Here is a 16,936-nt window from a genome sequence, read left to right as displayed (position 1 = left end):
TGTAATTAGAAATTAGATATGAAACTGTTAAAGTAAAAATATATTGTCATTATCAACATTTAGTAGAAAAACTTAAAAGATGTAACGATATGTGATAATTGTTTTTGGTGAGATTATGGGTTTTTTTGATCAAATGGGTTTCAAATATTTAATTATCTCCAGAATATTAAGAAGTATAGGTTTAATATTTATAACGTTATCCTCTTCATTATATCTTTCATTACTTCACTTTTCTCCTGCTTTAATAGGATTAATATTCGCTGGAGTAATAGCTTTTTCCTCTTCTATCTCTTTAGGTTTAGGTTTTCTTGGAGATAGAATAGGTTATAAAAAGATACTAATTATAGGAGACTCTTTTGCTGTCATAGGCGTTCTTTTATTAGCAATTACAAGCAATCCATCTTTTATAATATTAGCCTTAATTATTTCTGGAATTTCTGGTTCAGCTGGAGGCATGAGAGGACTTTTCTCAACTGGATTGACTGCATTGGTTATGAGTAATTGGCCAGAAGAAAGAGAAAGAGTAACTAGGATAGCTGTGTTAACTTCAGTTGCTTCAATATCTTCTGTAGGAGGCAGTTTAATGTTGACTTTTCATTCTTATTTACCTGTAAGTCCAATCGAGAGTTACAGAATTCTGTTCTTTGTATCTTTCTTGATGCTTTTAGTGTCTCAAATTAATCTCTTTTTCTTGAAAGAAAGACCTAGACCTAAAAAGACTACTAAAATTCTAAAGAGATCTAGTCTCTCGTATTCGCTTAAGGTTATTGCATCTAACTCCTTAGCAGGTTTTGGAATAGGTATAGCTATTCCTTTATTACCTCTATGGTTTTCTTTACGTTTTCATATGCCGTCTAGTGAGATAGGATTAATATTTACTGCATCATATATTTCCACTTCTTTAGGTTCTTTCTTAGCTACTAGAGTCTCATTTGAAACGTTAAAAGTAGCATCTATAACTAGAATACTAAATGGAGTTTTTCTTATATTGATGGCTTTATCACCTTTTTCAGTAGTTTCTGCTTTAATTTATGTAATAAGAGGATTTAATGCTGGACTTGGTGCGCCAAATAGGACTGCAGTAAATATAAGAGGAATCTCATCTGAGGATTATGGTACTGCATCTAGTCTTCAAGGTGTAGCTACTAGATTTTCTCAGTTAAGTTCTGGAATAGGTGGATATTTAATGGAAGTTGCCTTACCTCTGCCAGAAGAAGTTGGAGGTATAATTCAAGCAATAGGTGGATTCACTTATATGAGGTTACTTAGGAAAAGAAAAGAAGAAAAGAAAGTTATAGATAAGGAGGAAAATAAACGTCCACTTTAAATACTTATTTTTGAGTTTTGTTCTTGTGGCATTTAGAGGTTATGGATATTTAATAGGAGTAATAATATTTTGGGGATTATCATTTCCTTTATCTAAATTAGCATTGAATTTTATGTCACCATTTGTCTTAACTTTAATACGTTTTTTAGTAGGTGGAGTTATTCTTTCTATTTATGCTAAAGGTTTAGAATATGGAAAGAAAGAAGCAATAAATGCAATTCTCAATATGGCTATTTTTGTTATTTTACTAAATATAGCCATAAATTTCTCATCTAATCCTGCTTTAGCTTCAGTTTTGATTTATACTCAACCAATATTTGTAATAATTTTTGCTAGATTATTTGGAGATGTTATCAGACTTGAACAAGTTATTGGAGTTATAGTAGCTTTTGCTGGAATATTTATTTCAGTAAACAGCGTTAATTTTGATTTAGGCTCTTTAATAGCTATTGTAGCATCTATTCTTTGGGCTCTAGGAACTATCTACTATTCTAAGCTAAAAGTTAGAAATATTATAAAATTAAATGCATTTATGTCATTATTTTCTTCACTATTTATTATACCTATCGTACCTTTCTCAAATTATTTTGTTTTTAATTATAAAGGATTATTTTTAGCTATATTAGTTGGAGTAATAGCTCAAGCTTTAGGTTTCATTTTCTGGTTTAATGGGGTTAGTCAATTAGGCCCTTCAGTAGCTTCTAGCGTAGTTATTTTAGTTCCTGCTTCTGCTTATTTATTTACTTTTTTACTTTTAGGAAAATTGCCGACTCTTTTTGAATTGCTTGGATCTTCTCTCGCTCTGATAGGTGTTTTCATTTCTCAGTATTCTAGAATAAAAAATAGAAAAATGTAATCAGCTTCGGTGGTCTTCTTCACTTATCTGTATAGAGCGCGCTCATCACTAGAAGAAGAAATTAGAGCTTAATTTTTATGTTTTATGACCTTCTATTTTACTAATGCAGACATTTGCTGTATCTTAAACTGTTTAACGCTAGCAAACAATCAATTCTTTATAAAGATCTATCTTCTAGAATTCCTTTCGTTGAGTCATAGAGAAGAAATAGTAAATCTTCTCTAATATAAAATACCGAATATAATTTAGTTTAAACTAAAATTGCTTTATGTATTCCGCGTTTCTTTAAATTTATAAAAACAGATTTTAAATAGGATTGAATGAAAGGTTTATATAATAGGTAACAAATATACCTATTTTATGGAGCCAGTGAGAAAAGGAAGAATTCTAGGAATTACATCGTTAGCACATTTTGCTAATGATGGAACTTTTCTAATATTTCCTTTGCTGATAGTGTATTATCATTCAATTTATAACATTAGTCTAGTTTTTTTAGGATCATTATCAATAATTTATACTTTACTCTCAGGTTTGCTTTCTCCATTTATTGGTGATTTTGCTGATAAGCATGATCTAGATTCTAAATTAATGAGTCTTGGTATATTCTTAGAAGCCATATCATTCCTACTTTTTGGACTTTCCTTCCTTTCAAGTTCTTTAGTATATTACTTGACAATAATAGCAAGTATTTCTTTAGGAGTTGGCCAAGCTTTTTATCATCCTATTGGAGGAGCTATGATTTCAAGGAGTTTTAAGAGTCAAGCTGGTAGAGCTTTAGGAATAAATGGTTCTATGGGGAGTATAGGAAGATCAATAATGCCTTCTATAGTTACCTTATTTATCGTTATTCTAGGAGAAGTAACTGGTTTAATAACTTTATCAATTTACATGATTGCTGTAACTCTAATAATATTCTTCGGCTTATCGTTTTACAAAAAAGATCCTCAAGAAGGTGTAAGAAATAAGAAGGAGAAACTTGACAAAGCTTTTTACAAATTCTTACTGATTTTAGGCATAATAGTTTTTATAAGGAGCATGTTTATAACTGGAACTACAACTTTTACTGGACAATTTATATATGACGTATATCTTTCTAAGACTTTATCTGGAATATTCTTAACAGTTGGTTTCATTGGTTCAGTCTTTGGACAACCAGCATTCGGGTATTTGACAGAAAAGAAAGGAGGTAGATTTACTTTTGCTTTAACAAGCGTTTTATCAATTATATTTTTCTTAGGATTTCTATTATTCGATAAGAGTTTGATTTTAGCATCATTATTTTATACGCTATTTACTTTTGCTGCTTTTAGTTCATTTCCTGTATTGTTAGGATATGTTAGCCAAACTTTTCCTAGAAGTTTCTTCACCGTAGCAAATTCATATATATGGGGAATTGGAGTTACTGTAGGTGGAGCTGCTGGGAATGCAATGATAACTGCATTAGTAGGATTAAATTTTAGCTTATTAATCTCGTTCTATATAATGCTAGGATTAGCAATAGTTTCTGCTATACTAATTCCTTTAATACCTAGAGGAAAAATAGGAAATTAAATCTCTTTTCTATTTTCATATTTTCTTGTAAAACTTAATAATCAAAATTTTTTACTAAAAACGAATATTGAATGAAACCTTAACTGAATAAAATCTAAAGTGTTAGCATTTCAATTATTCTTTTAAACAAAGTTAGTTAAATCAACTTTTTTGTAAAGCCTTACCTAAATTATGCTATTGAAGACCTAGTGTTATCGATCTTAGTTTGCATCTTAGATTTAAACTATTATCCTAATGTATAAATTTTTAGTTTAATTTTATTTAGTTTCATATTTTCTTTTATACTAGTTTTGTAGCATATACTATACATGCTTGGAGATAAAATTTTCGAATTGCTTAAACAATTTAGCGATAGAGTATATGGAAATCCTGGCACTACAGAACTAAGTTTTATAAAATACCTTCCCTCTGACTTCAAATATTATTTAGCTCTTCAAGATGGCGTTGCAGTAGGCATGGCTGAAGGTTATTATTTAGCAAGCAATAAATTAGCAATAGCTAACTTACACGCTGCACCAGGATTATCTAATGCTTTAGGTTTTATTTATACAGCTTTGACTGATAGAGTTCCTTTACTTATAATAGGAGGGCAACAAACTTCGAGTTATCTTACTGATGAACCGAGACTTTATGGAGATTTAAGTAATATCTCTAAGCCTTTAGTTAAGGCTTCTTTTGAAGCTAAAAATACATATGAGGCTATAAGGTATTTAAATAGAGCTATAAAGTTAGCCTTAACTCCTCCTTATGGTCCTACATTCGTATCTATTCCAGAAGATTTAGAAAGTAAAGATATAAAGTACAATATTGACCCATTTTATCATAAAGTAAATCTATGTTGTAATGAAGATGATATAAAAGAAATAATGGAGATTGCTAATTCTGGTAATGTAGCTATAATATCTGGTTACGAAATTGATGCCTTTGATGCCTTTAACGAAATTACTAGCTTTGCTGAAAAATTAAATTCTCCAGTTTATGCTGAACCTTTTGCTTCTAGGCCTCCATTTATTTCTTCGCATAAACTTTTTGCAGGTGATTTACCAAGAAGAAGTAGTGAAATAAATAAGGTTCTGGATAATTATGATGTCATATTAATTATTGGAGGTAGTGTAAACAATGTTTTATTCCCTGACGAAGAACTTTTAGGATCTAAAAAAGTAATAGAAGTAACATATGATTGGATAGAGGCAAGTAAAAGGCCGTGGAGAACTTTAGTTTGTAATCCTAAGGATTTTTTAGTTAAAGCTATAAAATATGCAAAACCACACTATGGAGAAATAAAAAAAGTTGTTTATCCAAGAAATGATAAAGTCGAAGAGATTCTAAAAACTCTATATCCTAACCTTAGAAATTATACAGTATTTGATGAAGTGCCTTCATATAGAGAAATCGTGAGAAATATTTTAGGTTATAAGAAAGGATCTCTATACTCTAATAGAGCAGGATTTATAGGATGGGCTATACCAGCATCTTTTGGATATTCAAGTTACGGTAAAAAGAGTTTAGCGATAGTGGGAGATGGTAGTTTTAACTATAGTTTTCAAGCTTTATGGAGTGCTAGCAAATACGGTGGAAAAATGAAAGTGCTAGTTATAAATAATCAAGGATACAATTCACTTAGACACTGGAATAATAATATAAATTATGAGTTATTATCTCCTAATACTAGCCCATGGAAATTAGCTTCAAGCTATAACTTCGAAGGAAAAGAATTCGATGACCATAAAAAAGCTATAGATTGGTTAATGTCTGACGATACACAAAAATTGGCTGAAATTAGGCTATGACTTTCTGATCAGATAAGAGATTTATTCTTTCTACTAATTCTTCAGGAGATAATAGATTGCTAATAGATTTTATTACTAATCCAGGAAATATTTTTCCAAGATAATTCAATGTGGCTTCGAAACTTACTATAATATTTAGCCTAGAAGTATCTCCTATTCTAGTCAATCTAAAACTTACTTTATACTTTATACTTTTGGAATTGAATTCGTAGTTTATTAAGCCAGAATCTAATGTTGGCCCATTAATTTTAGCTAATAATGATCTCTTTAATATTCCTCCTAGGGGTTTATCGACTTTAGATAGTTTTAATGGAATAATAGCATAATTTCCAAGATAAATAAGTCCTAATAATCTACATACTTTTTCCTTATTTAGTATAATATCTTCAATATAAGATGAAGGTAAGTTAAGTTTTACGACATCTGAAGAAGTTAAATAATGTGTATAGCTAGAACTAATGTGTTTCTTGAAAGATTTCTCATCTTGAAATTCTTTATCACAACACTTGTACATAACCTTCAATTCTTTTGGTAAATATTTAAAAAAGCGTTAAAATCTTTTGAACAACTAAACAAAAACTAGCTTAGTTCCTTAATATCTTGACTAGATAGCATCACATTTAATATCTTCACTTTTATGAGAAACTCAACAGAATCTAGCTTTCATTTTATAGTTGTAAATAATTAACTTTGTTAATGGTTTTTTAAGTTTTTTTAATAAAAAATTCTTATATCTTACGTGATATAAAAGTAATATTTGGTGAATTGAAACGATAACATATACAGCCCCAATGTGGGTTGGATTATTTATAGGTTTTATTATAGGTGCTGCTGCAGAAGCATGGGGTATAGCGAATCCTGAAACGTTAATAAGGTTAGCAAAGTGGGAAGATAGACTGTTTGTAGCATGTATTACATTAGGATTAGCAATATCTACACCAGTATTATATGGATTATATGCTGCTGGAGTTGGATTTCATTTTAGTCCTAAGCCATTATATGTTATAGGTGTTGGAATAGGAGGATTACTATTTGGTGCCGGTTTAGCAATCTCTGGATATTTCCCAGGTTCTATATGGATGGCTCTTGGTGAAGGAAGAAGAGATGCTGTATATGCTGTATTTGGTGCTATATTAGGTGCTGCTACCTGGACAGTTCTATATCAAACACCTGCTGGTCAGTGGTTAGTTAACACTCTTAATTTTGGTAGTCTAGTTTTAGGTGGAAAGCATGTTGACACGTTTATTATACAACCATTCAGTGGTCTTACACCAATTGATTTATTTGGAATTTCAATAGTTTATGCTATTGCAATGTTCCTTGTAGCATATTATACTCCTAGATATAAAGGAGGAGCCAGAAGTTGTTTAAGAGAAAATATTGAAAGAAGAAGTACTCCGATAGAAATTCAGAAGCATATGGATACTGCAAGATATCTAACTGATGGAGGGTTACCTTATAATGATAAAAGTATTGCAAAGAAAATGAATGAATACTATGCGACAGAAAGCAATGTAACTAGATGGTTTATGGTATCAGTAGCAGGTATTGTAGGGTTAACTGTAGTTCTAGAAATGTTCTTGCATCAAATTTTCGGAGAATCTACTACTGACTCATGGATAGCTGGACAATTATTCTTACCTAACTTCAAATACAGTCAAATTGTATTCAAAGGCATTGGATGGGAGCCATTTAGTGATATTGGAACATTAATGGGTGCATTCTTCTCTGCTGTCTTCTTAACTAGAAGATTTACGTCATTCAGAAATATAATACCTCCTAGCTGGGCAATGAGGTTCGGAAATAATGAAGCCATAAGATTCTTAGGATCTTTTGGTGGTGCATATTTAATGTTATTCGGAGCTAGAATGGCTGATGGATGCGCAAGCGGACATATATTAAGTGGTGACTTACAGATGGCAATAAGTGGATTAGAATTTACTGCAGCAGTATTTGCTGCTATGCTAATCACTGCACATTTCGTATATAGAAAGAGGTGAAAAGAATGGCTACACAATCAGAAGATAAAAGGCTAGAAAATATGGATAAAGCTTTCAAAGTAATCTTCATACTAGGCTTCGCATTGATGGTCATAGTTGCTATCTTAGTAACTGGAAATACTGCGACTAAACCTTTAACGGGAAGTCAAGTAGCTGCAGTAGGAATAATAGCTATATTGCTTCTAGTTATTGCAACATTAATTTACGAGCAATTTCCATATTCAGTACTAGGAAAACCAGTTAAAGAAGCTCAAAAAGAAGAGCAAAAAGTTTAAATTTAATATTTTTTCTTTAAATATTATTTTTCTTAAATTTTGATAATCGCATAATTTATTCCTAGATATATTATAAAGAATAAAGGAAGGAAAATCTCATCTATACCTAGTGTTGCTTCTCCAATGAATAATGTTGCAAGGCTAAATAAAAGAGCTGATAGTACAAACTTTAATTGTGGTACTCTTATTTTCATTAGCCTTGATTTTAGAGCTATTGCTAATGGTATTAGAATGACTACTGATAGGACGGCACCTAGTAATGATGATATGTAACTTTGTGGAATTAACGCTAATAGTACTAGCCCTGCTTCTAAAGCTTCAGTAGCTCCTACAACAAATACTGTAGTTATTCCTTCTTCTTTTTCCTCTTGTTTAGGTCTTAAAAGTTTTTTAAAGCTTCGTCTTGCGCTTCTTATAAGTCTATAACCAAAATAGGCTAAGATTATAGATGCTCCAAGAAGAACATAGGTAATTGGCAGTAAAACAATATATTTACCAACAGTAAAAACAGGGATAAAGATTACTAATATTCCTAAAATAGCATAAAGATAAGGTTTATTATTTTTATATATTCCGCTAAAAATTATGGCTACAGCTGTAGCTTCTGAAAGTTCTAATAAACTTATACCTAGTGCTGCTAAAAGTATAGCGAAATCCATGTAGTAGGTTAATATATATAAAAAATAAATTTATTGATTTCTCATTATTTTGATCATTATACGCTTTATTTTCCAATTAAAAGATTATATTCATTTAATGAAATAGACTATATATAATAATATAAATATAATCTTTTAATTCTTAATAAAATCTTAATTATCTATATAGTTTATAAGGGCTAAGAATGAATTAGAGAAAACTTTAAAAAAGATTTTAACTTAAATTAAATTGCCTTTCTAGAGTTTTTTTTATTGTTGTTTCTTTTCTCCGCCTTGTTGTTGACCTTGCTTCTTTCCGCCTTTCTTTGCCATTTGTGGTCTGAGTTCATATAAGCATGTAAATTGCTTATAAAAATTATTAACATAAAATGAACTTAATATTTACGTAATCAGATAACGCCATCTTATTTTTAGTATATAATATAGTAGGAATAATAAATGACTACTTTACATCTAAAGCCTAGTTTATTCTAAATTCTTTTTCATTTTCTTTATATATAGAATTTTCCATTTCTAGGTAATATAAACGTAGCTAACGTTAATCTTTACAAAGAGAAGGTTTAAATTTCTATAAACAGATGATTATTGTTAAAATATTCTTATTAAAGAAGGAATAAATTATTAAAAGTTGATATTAGAAAGACGGAAGCTAATAACAAAAAGTAATTTAGTAAGCGTATTAAAATTATGAAAGTTTAGAAGTGTTAAATAGTAAATAACTTTCATTCTAAGTAACAGCTACTGTAAGTATATTAGTACAGGATATAGATATTAAGAGATATTATATAATTACGCGGTTTAATTTGTACGACTATATTAAGAAGATATTTAAGTTTTGATCCATATTTTAATTTGTGCACTTTCACTCACATGGAAGAGGATTAAGGCACATTATTCTTCATCTTCTGGCAAGTGAAGGACCTCTTACTGGAGCTGAAATTATGGAAAAAGTTGAAGAGGAAAGTATGGGTATGTGGAGGCCATCGCCAGGTTCAGTATATCCTATGATAAAAGTTTTAGAAGATGAAGGACTAATTAAGGTTGCAAAAATAGAAGGAACTAAAAAATTTTATGAGTTAAGCGATAAAGGAAGAGAATTAATTGGAGCAGAACCAAAGGAGAAGAGAATAAGCCAGACTATAACTGAGTTGGATTCTTTAGTAGATTATGTTCTCGATAACTGGGATAAGCTTAGTAAAGAAGATAAAGAAACCTTAAAGAAGATTTTAGAAAAATTAAATAATGCTTTTGAATAATTATTGTTGTTTTAAATCTTGCATTAATGCTAAAATCATTCCCTTATACGTGAGAGAATATTCTGTATTTTCTTTTATTATATATTTATATTCCAGTAGTTTTTTTAATTTTCTGCTTACTGATGATGTAGACATTCTGGTAGATTTAGAAATTTTATAGATTGTTCTACTGCCTCTCATTATTTCTACTAAGATTTTTATATGATCAGCGTTTATGTCGCCTCTAATTAGATCTGATATACTAAAAGTGATTTTTGTATCATACTTATCGCTCTCTATTTCTATTGGAATATCTTTTCCACTTAATGCTAACGCTATTAATGTTTCTATCATCAGTATTTTATCTCCTCCGCTAAGGTTTGCTATAATTTCTTTATCTACGTCTAAAGAACTAAGTATTTTAGATACGGAATTAATAAAATTTAATGAGTCTATTTTTATAATTTCATAACTTATTGATAAGCCGTCTAAGAATTGTATAAAAGATGATAATGATTTTTTATTTTTATCTGATTCCTTTGCATCGTTTATTATGATTACTTTTTCTAATTTTTTACCTAACCCTAGAACTGATTTTATTTGAAATTTTTCATCAGAATCATAGGTTGTAAGTAGAATCATTATTAATATTTAAAATCCACAAAAATTAATCTTAGTTCCACTTGTTGACGTTTTTTCAGCGTAGACATATCCTGCATTTTTATCTGGATTTTCTAAGTGTATTTTTGCAGTAGTAATATAAAGAGTAGATAAATTATCTCCGCCAAACATTACTGATGTAACATTAGGTGTTGGAACTTCTAGATAATCTATTATATCTCCGTTTTTTGGGTCTATATGGAGTACTTTTGCACCTCCAAACATAGCTACCCATAAATTTCCTTTTGAATCTATAGTCATTCCATCTGGACTTCCTTGTTGTGATGAAAGATCTATAACTACTTTTCTGTTATCTATTTTACCTTTTTCTAGATCAAAATCAAAAGAAAATATTTTCTTTGTTGGAGTATCAATATAGTAAAGTATTGTGTTTTCTTCATTCCAAGCTAAACCATTGGAAATTGTTACATCATCTAGTACTTGCTTAAATTTTAAATTAGTATCTAAAACATAAAACCCTGCAGTAGGATATTTCTCTTCTAAATTCATAGTTCCTATCCAAAATCTGCCTAAAGCATCGCATTTCCCATCATTAAATCTATTTCTTGAATCCCAATTTTCAACAGTATAAATTTCTTTTACATTACCGTCCAGCGTTACAGAATATATACTTTTACCTGAAGCAGCAATTAAACCACCACTAATAGAAGGAGATATAGCGCTAACGTAATCCTTTAATTTAATTTCTTGATATATTTGCTTCTTTATATCTAATCTATGAATTGTTCCTGCTAAAATGTTAATCCAATATAATACTTTTTCTTCTGGATGCCATATAGGTCCTTCATATAGATCTCCGGAATAAGGTGAAATTATCTCCATCATAGTATATAATAAACTATACAATAAAAACTATCTTGCTACTAGACACTTTTTTAAATATTAATATAATAATCATAAATAATCATAACATCCGCTTCAGAATCTAAATTTCTTACTGAATTTATATATTTTCTTACTACATCAATACTTTTACCGAAACAGACCTGTATACCGGTATTTCCATCTATTATTTCCATAATTCTACAGCTATCTAATATGTTTTTTATTGAATTTACTTTATTGGAAAAAATGGAGAATAATACTGAATTACTCTTTGGTATATCGACCACAGGCAAAACTGTAAAATATCCTCTCTTTTTCATTATATCTAATCTCTTGGATATTATTTTGCTTTCTATACCTAAAATTTTAGATATCTCAGCACTAGTATATCGAGGATTCTCTTTTAATACTCCAATAATTTTTTCATCTAATTCTTTTGGTTGAATTGGATTTTGATTTGGCGTATACTTCATAGTAGGTAAACCTAATGTTTCTTCCATATTGTTTATTTTAATATTAATTTCATCAATACTATTGCCTGTAATTCCATAAACATTTAACCATTCAACACATTTAAATTTTAGGAAAATATAATTTTCCTCAAAGTCTCTAATATTTTTAAATGCTACAAAAGAATAATATTTACCATAAAAATTAGGATTTACAAATATAGCATATCCTTTTAATATTTCTTCTTCCTCTAATTTCTTTAACCTATATATAACTGAAGGAGGAGTTAAATTAAGTAATTCTGCAATGCTCCTAAATGATATTCTCCCATCTTTAAATAAATAAAAGAGTATTTCCTTATCTATATCATCCATTAAGAATATCATACCTTACAGATTATTATGTTTTATTGAAGCTTCGTCAATATTGGAATAATTATATTCGTTAAGTATTCTATTTACGTTAGAATATCTAGATGTCACAACAAGGATTTCTTATTTTTAGTAATCTTAGATCTCCAGTGTTTCACTCTTCTTTTGAGTTCGAAAGAGGTTATGGAGGATTTTCCTCCACTAATAGTCTTAAAATCTAAATTCATAATTAGCTCTTGAAACTTTATCTTGATTTCAAGGAAAAACTTCTAATAAGACTTATATAAAAATCTATACAATAGTAGAATTTCAATAAATATTCTAGTATACCTAACTAATTTTGGATGTTTCTTGGTTTAGCTTATAAGGATAATCTCTATATTTAATCGAAGATGATTATTACAATAATTAGTTTTATTCTTTCCATTATTTTTCTAGGAATAGCAGCTGAACTTTTAGCTAGAGGAACAGAAAAGCTTGAAGACTCCTTAGGTCAAGGTATAGCAGGGAGTATTATCTTAGGTTTAATTACAGCCTTGCCTGAAACTGTAATTACAGTATTTGCACTAGTAGAAGGCAAATATGAAATTGCATTTGGCTCTGCTATAGGTGGGAATGTAATTTTATTTACTTTTGGAATAGGCTTGATAGGTTTAGTATATTTTTTTACTTGGAAGAAAGACGCTACCATTACTTCAGAATATAAGGTAGAAAATAGATTCTTGATAATTATTTCAATAATAATGTTAATTATTCTCATATATAGAAAACTAGATTTATTTTCTGGATCAGTTTTAATCTTTATATATATTTATTATGTATATTATAGAATACGAAATAGAGAATATAAAAATGATAAAAAGGAAAAAATAAATTATAAACTTAGCATAATAGAGCTAACTCTAGGAGCTTCAATGATACTAGGCATATCAAGTTATTTCGTTAATTATTTAACAATTATTTCAGAATCTTTGCATGTTCCTGCAGTATGGTTATCTTTAGTATTAACGCCAATAGCTGCAGAGCTAGAGGAAAAAATAAGTGGTATAAGACTAGCAATGAGAAGGGAAGATGGTGCATCACTAGCATTTATGAGCTTTGTAGGAAGTAAGATAGAAAATGCTAGTTTATTACTTGGGATTATTGGAATTTTTACAAGTTTTAATGTATATTCAACTTTACCAGAATATTTAGCAGCTATAATTGCTAATATTATAGGTATTTTCTCTTTATATAACAGAAAAGTTAGTAAATATGAATCTATAGGTTTAATGGGCATTTATTTTGGTATTATAGTTTTATCATTTATTTTCTAAATTATCAATAATGCTAGAACTAGCGCTATAATAAGTATAATTGCTACAAATAAAGTATTAGGAAGTAAAGCTGGAGTGTAACTGTTTTCCTTTAGCATTTTCTCATTTCTAATATATGTAAATAAGCCATAAGCTATTACAATACCTCCCATTATTATCATTATTTCACCATAAGTTACTGAACTAGAGGAAAGAGATTTCTCATTTTTTAAAATAGATATAAATATTGCAAACTTAGCTATAACAAAACCAAAGCCTATTAATGCTATCCCAGTTCTTACCCATGCTAGAAATGTTCTTTCATTGGCAAAATGATCTGATGGTGCCATTTTTACTTCATATCTTCTTTCCCATTTATATTTTAGTTTAATGATTCGTTATACTTTATAAGAAAATTTAATGAAGAAATAAGACAATATTATTAGATGAATAATTATGAGCTATGATTATATAATAAAACAGTATTCTAAGAGCATTTTTGGTTTATCTATAGAACAGTGTAAACAATCAGAAGATATAATAAATAATTTATCAGAAAATAATTCAATAATAAATGCAAACTGTGGTAAACCATTTATAAAAGTAAAAAAGGGAGATAGAACATTTTTCACGTATTATGGTATACCTGCAGTAAATGAATTATGGCCATTTCTTAACGCTTTAACAAGAATTAGCAATAATGTAATAAATCTAGACGAGGAGGAAAAAAATTTAGCTACTCAGATATCCGGGAACTTAAAACTATTCGTAACGCCAGAATGTACTAAATGTCCAATAGCAGCAGAATTGCTATATCAAGTTTCAATACTTAATGATAAAGTAAATCTTGAAATTATAGATATTGAAGAGTATAATGAGTATGTAGATAAATATAGGGTCTTGTCAACTCCAAAAATTATACTTAACGAGAAGGAGTTCCCAGGCGGATTTCCTCCTCACATATTGCTTAAGATGCTAGCTAAATCATCAACGTCTTAACTCCATTTTCTTCCGCTATTTTCTTTATTTTTTCATCGCTTACGATTAAAATGGAATCAAGGTCCTTAGCTAGAAGTATAGCTTCTGTTTCTTCCATTGATAAGCCTTCTATAGGATATAAGATATGTGAATACGCTCTGACTTTTACTCCTGCATCTAAAGCCTTGTCTATATCTATTCCGTTTTTTATGGCAAAAGAGATACCATAGGTTGTTACATATAATTTATACTTTCCATTAAAATCTTTGATTATTTTATCTATGTTTTTGTATGCACTTGGAGAGATAACAGCATACATTCATAAAAATATTTAACTAAAACTAATAAAAGTATATAATAGATATATATGTCAGAACAGGACCCACTAGAAGTTTTATTAAAACCAGAAAATTTAGATAAACTTACTAAATTAGCCGATGCTTTGCCTACTATTGAAAAACTAACAGAAAAGATAGTGGATATGGATAAGAAAGGCCAAGTAGACTTTATGCTTAATTTACTAGATCAAACAATGTCAATTTTAGATGCAGTACAGAAAGCAGACCTAGTTAATACACTAATTAGTTTTGGAATGGATCAGCTTCCAAAAATTCAGGCAGTATGGCCAATTATAGAAAAACTAACAAGCGATAGAACATTAAACTTATTACAAAAAATAGATTTAGATGCGACTTTTAACGCATTAGAAGCTATGACTCCAGTATTACAAAAAATGACTAGTGATAAGGCAATAAAACTTATGCAACAATTAGATATAGAGAGTTTATTAAATACAATGGAAGCTTCAATGCCTTTATTAAAGAAGCTAACAGATGAAAAAGTCGTTAAAACTTTTACACAACTCGATATTGACTCTATGATAAACATGATGGGTAAATTGTCTGAATTACAAAGAAGTGGAGCATTAGACAGGATGATAAAGCTTATGGATATTATGTCAGATGCTCAATTAATGGATACAATGACGGCTATGATGGAAAAAATGGCTAAGGCAATAAAGATATGGAGTGCTGATTTGCCTAATGTAAAACCAGTAGGTACTATGGGATTATTAAGAATGACGTCAGATAAAGATACTGCGTACGCATTAGGTATTATGACGTCATTACTTAAGGCAACTGGAAAAGCATTTAAAGAGTAAAAATTAAAATTTTTTTCTTTTTTATTTGTAGTTTAAGCTTTAAGATTTTGTTTCAATTTCTATATAATTTAAATATATTACTAGCATAATTGATATAAAGTAGTAATAGCAATATTAGCAATTGGTAAAAATAATAGTATCAATAAGAAATAAAAAACTAAATATAGAGAGTCCATTATGTTTATTCAAGATATACTGATAGTAGCACTACTAGGGCTTACACATGGTTTTGATCCAGATCACATAACTACAGCAAAGATGCTTAAGAAATTTAGAAAAGTAGTCATATTCGCATTATCACATAGTCTAGGCTTTGTATTATTGGCTATTCCTTTATCCATAATTCTTATTCTTATTAAAATAAATACTTTTATATTACAAATATCAGCTGATGTTATAGGAATAATAATAGGAATGATTTTAATGATATCAGTTCTAATAAATAAAGAATTTGAATTAGAACCAAAAAGCATGGGAATAGTACAAGGAGCTCTAGTGGTAACACCTTCAAAGTTACTCACAGTAGTCTTAGCTATTACAGTGGACAGTTTTATTAATTCTATTTTTATACTTTCATTATTTATCTTGACTTCTACTATATCTATTATTGCTCTGTCGTTATTAAAGTATATTCCAAACAGATTTTCTAAATTAGCCAATATAATTATCTCGTTAGTTACAATAATTTTCTTTTCGATCTCTATTGTAGAAATACTATAAGATTTCATAGAATAATGCTTAAACATATAATTATCATTATTTAAATAGTAAGATTCTCTATTCCTATTAAGTAGATTAATAATTTAGAAGTTTTTACTTTAATTTCACTCGATTTGTAAAGTTAGAAGAAAGAAAAATAGATAAAGTTTTTATTTTTGATTTACAATTTTTTAAATATGGAAACTGAAGAGACTATAAAGAATAAGAAAGATAGCATAAAATGTTGTTATAAGCTATCTGATACTGATGTAAATTGTCTATTAAAACTTATCGAAATAAGCAAACCTATTACCTCTAATGAATTAGCAGAAATAATGGGTTTTAGTAAAACTACTGCAGAGAGTAGCTTAAAGAAATTAATTGATTCTGGTTTAATAAGCAGAATCAAAATCGAGGAGAAAAAGATAGGTAGGCCAAAGTTTACATACAAAGTTATTGAAAATATTTGGGAAAAAATTAGCAAAGACCTTAGAAGTTGTGCGAACAGAATTCTATCAGCAGCCTCCGCTTAATTCAACTTTTTTTGAAGTACTTTCTTCTCCTTTTTCTACTACAATAATAAAAGTACCATTATTTTGTGAATGCTCTAAAATTTTGCAATCCATTAGCTTCAAAACTTCCATTATCATGTCATCGCATTTTGGATCATTAAAAATAATCTTTAATGATCCTGCTTTCATTGACATTAACTTTGCTGAGGCTTTAAGAAATGGCTCAGGACATTCAGAATTTACTAAATTGAGTTCTTCCATAAACTAGTT

General features: G+C 29.1%; 20 protein-coding genes. 12 read left to right on the top strand and 8 right to left on the bottom strand.

All coding sequences use genetic code 11. The features are described from left to right. The first annotated feature begins 115 nt into the window (after positions 1 to 115). From B6F84_RS12065 to B6F84_RS12050, 4 genes are all read left to right on the top strand, one after another. Positions 116 to 1,327 carry an MFS transporter gene (locus B6F84_RS12065; RefSeq protein WP_236748966.1) on the top strand — a complete coding sequence of 404 codons (1,212 nt, stop codon included), beginning with the start codon at positions 116 to 118 and terminating at the stop codon, positions 1,325 to 1,327. A 25-nt stretch (positions 1,328 to 1,352) separates the two neighbouring features. Then, positions 1,353 to 2,183, top strand: coding sequence for a DMT family transporter (locus B6F84_RS12060; protein ID WP_236748965.1), 831 nt, complete (start codon positions 1,353 to 1,355; stop codon positions 2,181 to 2,183). Positions 2,184 to 2,543: 360 nt separating this feature from the next. Further along, on the top strand, positions 2,544 to 3,734 hold the full coding sequence (locus B6F84_RS12055; protein ID WP_148692464.1) for an MFS transporter: 1,191 nt from the start codon (positions 2,544 to 2,546) through the stop codon (positions 3,732 to 3,734). A 308-nt stretch (positions 3,735 to 4,042) separates the two neighbouring features. Then, positions 4,043 to 5,524 carry a thiamine pyrophosphate-binding protein gene (locus tag B6F84_RS12050; protein ID WP_148692463.1) on the top strand — a complete coding sequence of 494 codons (1,482 nt, stop codon included), beginning with the start codon at positions 4,043 to 4,045 and terminating at the stop codon, positions 5,522 to 5,524. Here the strand turns inward: B6F84_RS12050 and B6F84_RS12045 are convergent. Continuing rightward, entirely contained in the window at positions 5,514 to 6,038 is a 525-nt protein-coding gene (locus B6F84_RS12045; RefSeq protein WP_148692462.1) for a hypothetical protein, read from the bottom strand. The two genes, B6F84_RS12050 and B6F84_RS12045, sit on opposite strands and share 11 nt — an antisense overlap. Positions 6,039 to 6,315: 277 nt before the next feature. On the opposite strand from B6F84_RS12045, the gene B6F84_RS12040 reads away from it, so the two are divergent. Then, entirely contained in the window at positions 6,316 to 7,524 is a 1,209-nt protein-coding gene (locus B6F84_RS12040) for a YeeE/YedE thiosulfate transporter family protein (protein WP_148692461.1), read from the top strand. 5 nt (positions 7,525 to 7,529) lie between these two features. Continuing rightward, a complete protein-coding gene (locus B6F84_RS12035) occupies positions 7,530 to 7,799 on the top strand; it encodes a hypothetical protein (RefSeq protein WP_236748964.1) in 270 nt (89 codons plus the stop codon). Between the two features lie 32 nt (positions 7,800 to 7,831). Here the strand turns inward: B6F84_RS12035 and B6F84_RS12030 are convergent, their stop codons facing one another. After that, positions 7,832 to 8,458 carry a hypothetical protein gene (locus tag B6F84_RS12030; protein WP_148692460.1) on the bottom strand — a complete coding sequence of 209 codons (627 nt, stop codon included), beginning with the start codon at positions 8,456 to 8,458 and terminating at the stop codon, positions 7,832 to 7,834. A gap of 854 nt (positions 8,459 to 9,312) precedes the next feature. On the opposite strand from B6F84_RS12030, the gene B6F84_RS12025 reads away from it, so the two are divergent. Then, positions 9,313 to 9,714 (top strand): PadR family transcriptional regulator, encoded by a 402-nt coding sequence (locus B6F84_RS12025; RefSeq protein WP_148692459.1) that lies wholly within the window; start codon positions 9,313 to 9,315, stop codon positions 9,712 to 9,714. Here B6F84_RS12025 and B6F84_RS12020 read toward each other — a convergent pair whose 3' ends face one another. The 3 genes from B6F84_RS12020 to B6F84_RS12010 are packed head-to-tail and all read right to left on the bottom strand — an operon-like array spanning position 9,715 to position 12,023. After that, complete coding sequence (locus B6F84_RS12020) at positions 9,715 to 10,335, bottom strand: ArsR family transcriptional regulator (RefSeq protein WP_148692458.1); 621 nt, start codon at positions 10,333 to 10,335, stop codon at positions 9,715 to 9,717. Positions 10,336 to 10,344: 9 nt separating this feature from the next. Beyond that, a complete protein-coding gene (locus B6F84_RS12015; protein ID WP_236748963.1) occupies positions 10,345 to 11,196 on the bottom strand; it encodes an SMP-30/gluconolactonase/LRE family protein in 852 nt (283 codons plus the stop codon). Positions 11,197 to 11,249: 53 nt separating this feature from the next. Continuing rightward, positions 11,250 to 12,023 (bottom strand): winged helix-turn-helix transcriptional regulator, encoded by a 774-nt coding sequence (locus B6F84_RS12010; protein WP_148692457.1) that lies wholly within the window; start codon positions 12,021 to 12,023, stop codon positions 11,250 to 11,252. Between the two features lie 389 nt (positions 12,024 to 12,412). On the opposite strand from B6F84_RS12010, the gene B6F84_RS12005 reads away from it, so the two are divergent. Continuing rightward, complete coding sequence (locus B6F84_RS12005; RefSeq protein ID WP_148692456.1) at positions 12,413 to 13,336, top strand: sodium:calcium antiporter; 924 nt, start codon at positions 12,413 to 12,415, stop codon at positions 13,334 to 13,336. Here B6F84_RS12005 and B6F84_RS12000 read toward each other — a convergent pair. Continuing rightward, entirely contained in the window at positions 13,333 to 13,665 is a 333-nt protein-coding gene (locus tag B6F84_RS12000) for a YidH family protein (RefSeq protein WP_148692455.1), read from the bottom strand. The two genes, B6F84_RS12005 and B6F84_RS12000, sit on opposite strands and share 4 nt — an antisense overlap. Before the next feature lie 106 nt (positions 13,666 to 13,771). Between B6F84_RS12000 and B6F84_RS11995 the strand changes: the two genes are divergently transcribed. Continuing rightward, on the top strand, positions 13,772 to 14,314 hold the full coding sequence (locus tag B6F84_RS11995; protein WP_148692454.1) for a thioredoxin family protein: 543 nt from the start codon (positions 13,772 to 13,774) through the stop codon (positions 14,312 to 14,314). Here the strand turns inward: B6F84_RS11995 and B6F84_RS11990 are convergent. Then, positions 14,295 to 14,612, bottom strand: a complete 318-nt coding sequence (locus tag B6F84_RS11990) for a PIN domain-containing protein (protein WP_148692453.1) — start codon at positions 14,610 to 14,612, stop codon at positions 14,295 to 14,297. The two genes, B6F84_RS11995 and B6F84_RS11990, sit on opposite strands and share 20 nt — an antisense overlap. A gap of 48 nt (positions 14,613 to 14,660) precedes the next feature. Between B6F84_RS11990 and B6F84_RS11985 the strand changes: the two genes are divergently transcribed. The 3 genes from B6F84_RS11985 (at position 14,661) to lrs14 (ending at position 16,687) form a co-directional block, all read left to right on the top strand. Then, the gene (locus B6F84_RS11985; protein WP_148692452.1) at positions 14,661 to 15,455 is read left to right on the top strand and encodes a helical membrane plugin domain-containing protein; all 795 of its coding nucleotides are present in this window, start codon (positions 14,661 to 14,663) and stop codon (positions 15,453 to 15,455) included. Positions 15,456 to 15,632: 177 nt separating this feature from the next. Further along, positions 15,633 to 16,175 carry a hypothetical protein gene (locus B6F84_RS11980; RefSeq protein ID WP_148692451.1) on the top strand — a complete coding sequence of 181 codons (543 nt, stop codon included), beginning with the start codon at positions 15,633 to 15,635 and terminating at the stop codon, positions 16,173 to 16,175. A gap of 176 nt (positions 16,176 to 16,351) precedes the next feature. Beyond that, entirely contained in the window at positions 16,352 to 16,687 is a 336-nt protein-coding gene (gene lrs14 / locus B6F84_RS11975) for an Lrs14 family HTH-type transcriptional regulator (RefSeq protein WP_148692450.1), read from the top strand. On the opposite strand, the gene B6F84_RS11970 is transcribed toward lrs14, so the two are convergent. After that, a complete protein-coding gene (locus tag B6F84_RS11970; protein ID WP_148692449.1) occupies positions 16,670 to 16,927 on the bottom strand; it encodes a sulfurtransferase TusA family protein in 258 nt (85 codons plus the stop codon). The genes lrs14 and B6F84_RS11970 overlap by 18 nt on opposite strands. Between the last annotated feature and the right edge of the window lie 9 nt (positions 16,928 to 16,936).

Origin of the sequence: Acidianus manzaensis, from assembly GCF_002116695.1 — an archaeon.
Lineage (GTDB): Archaea > Thermoproteota > Thermoprotei_A > Sulfolobales > Sulfolobaceae > Acidianus > Acidianus manzaensis.
Note: the sequence above shows the minus strand (reverse complement) of the source record. Positions and strands in the feature narration are given on the sequence as shown.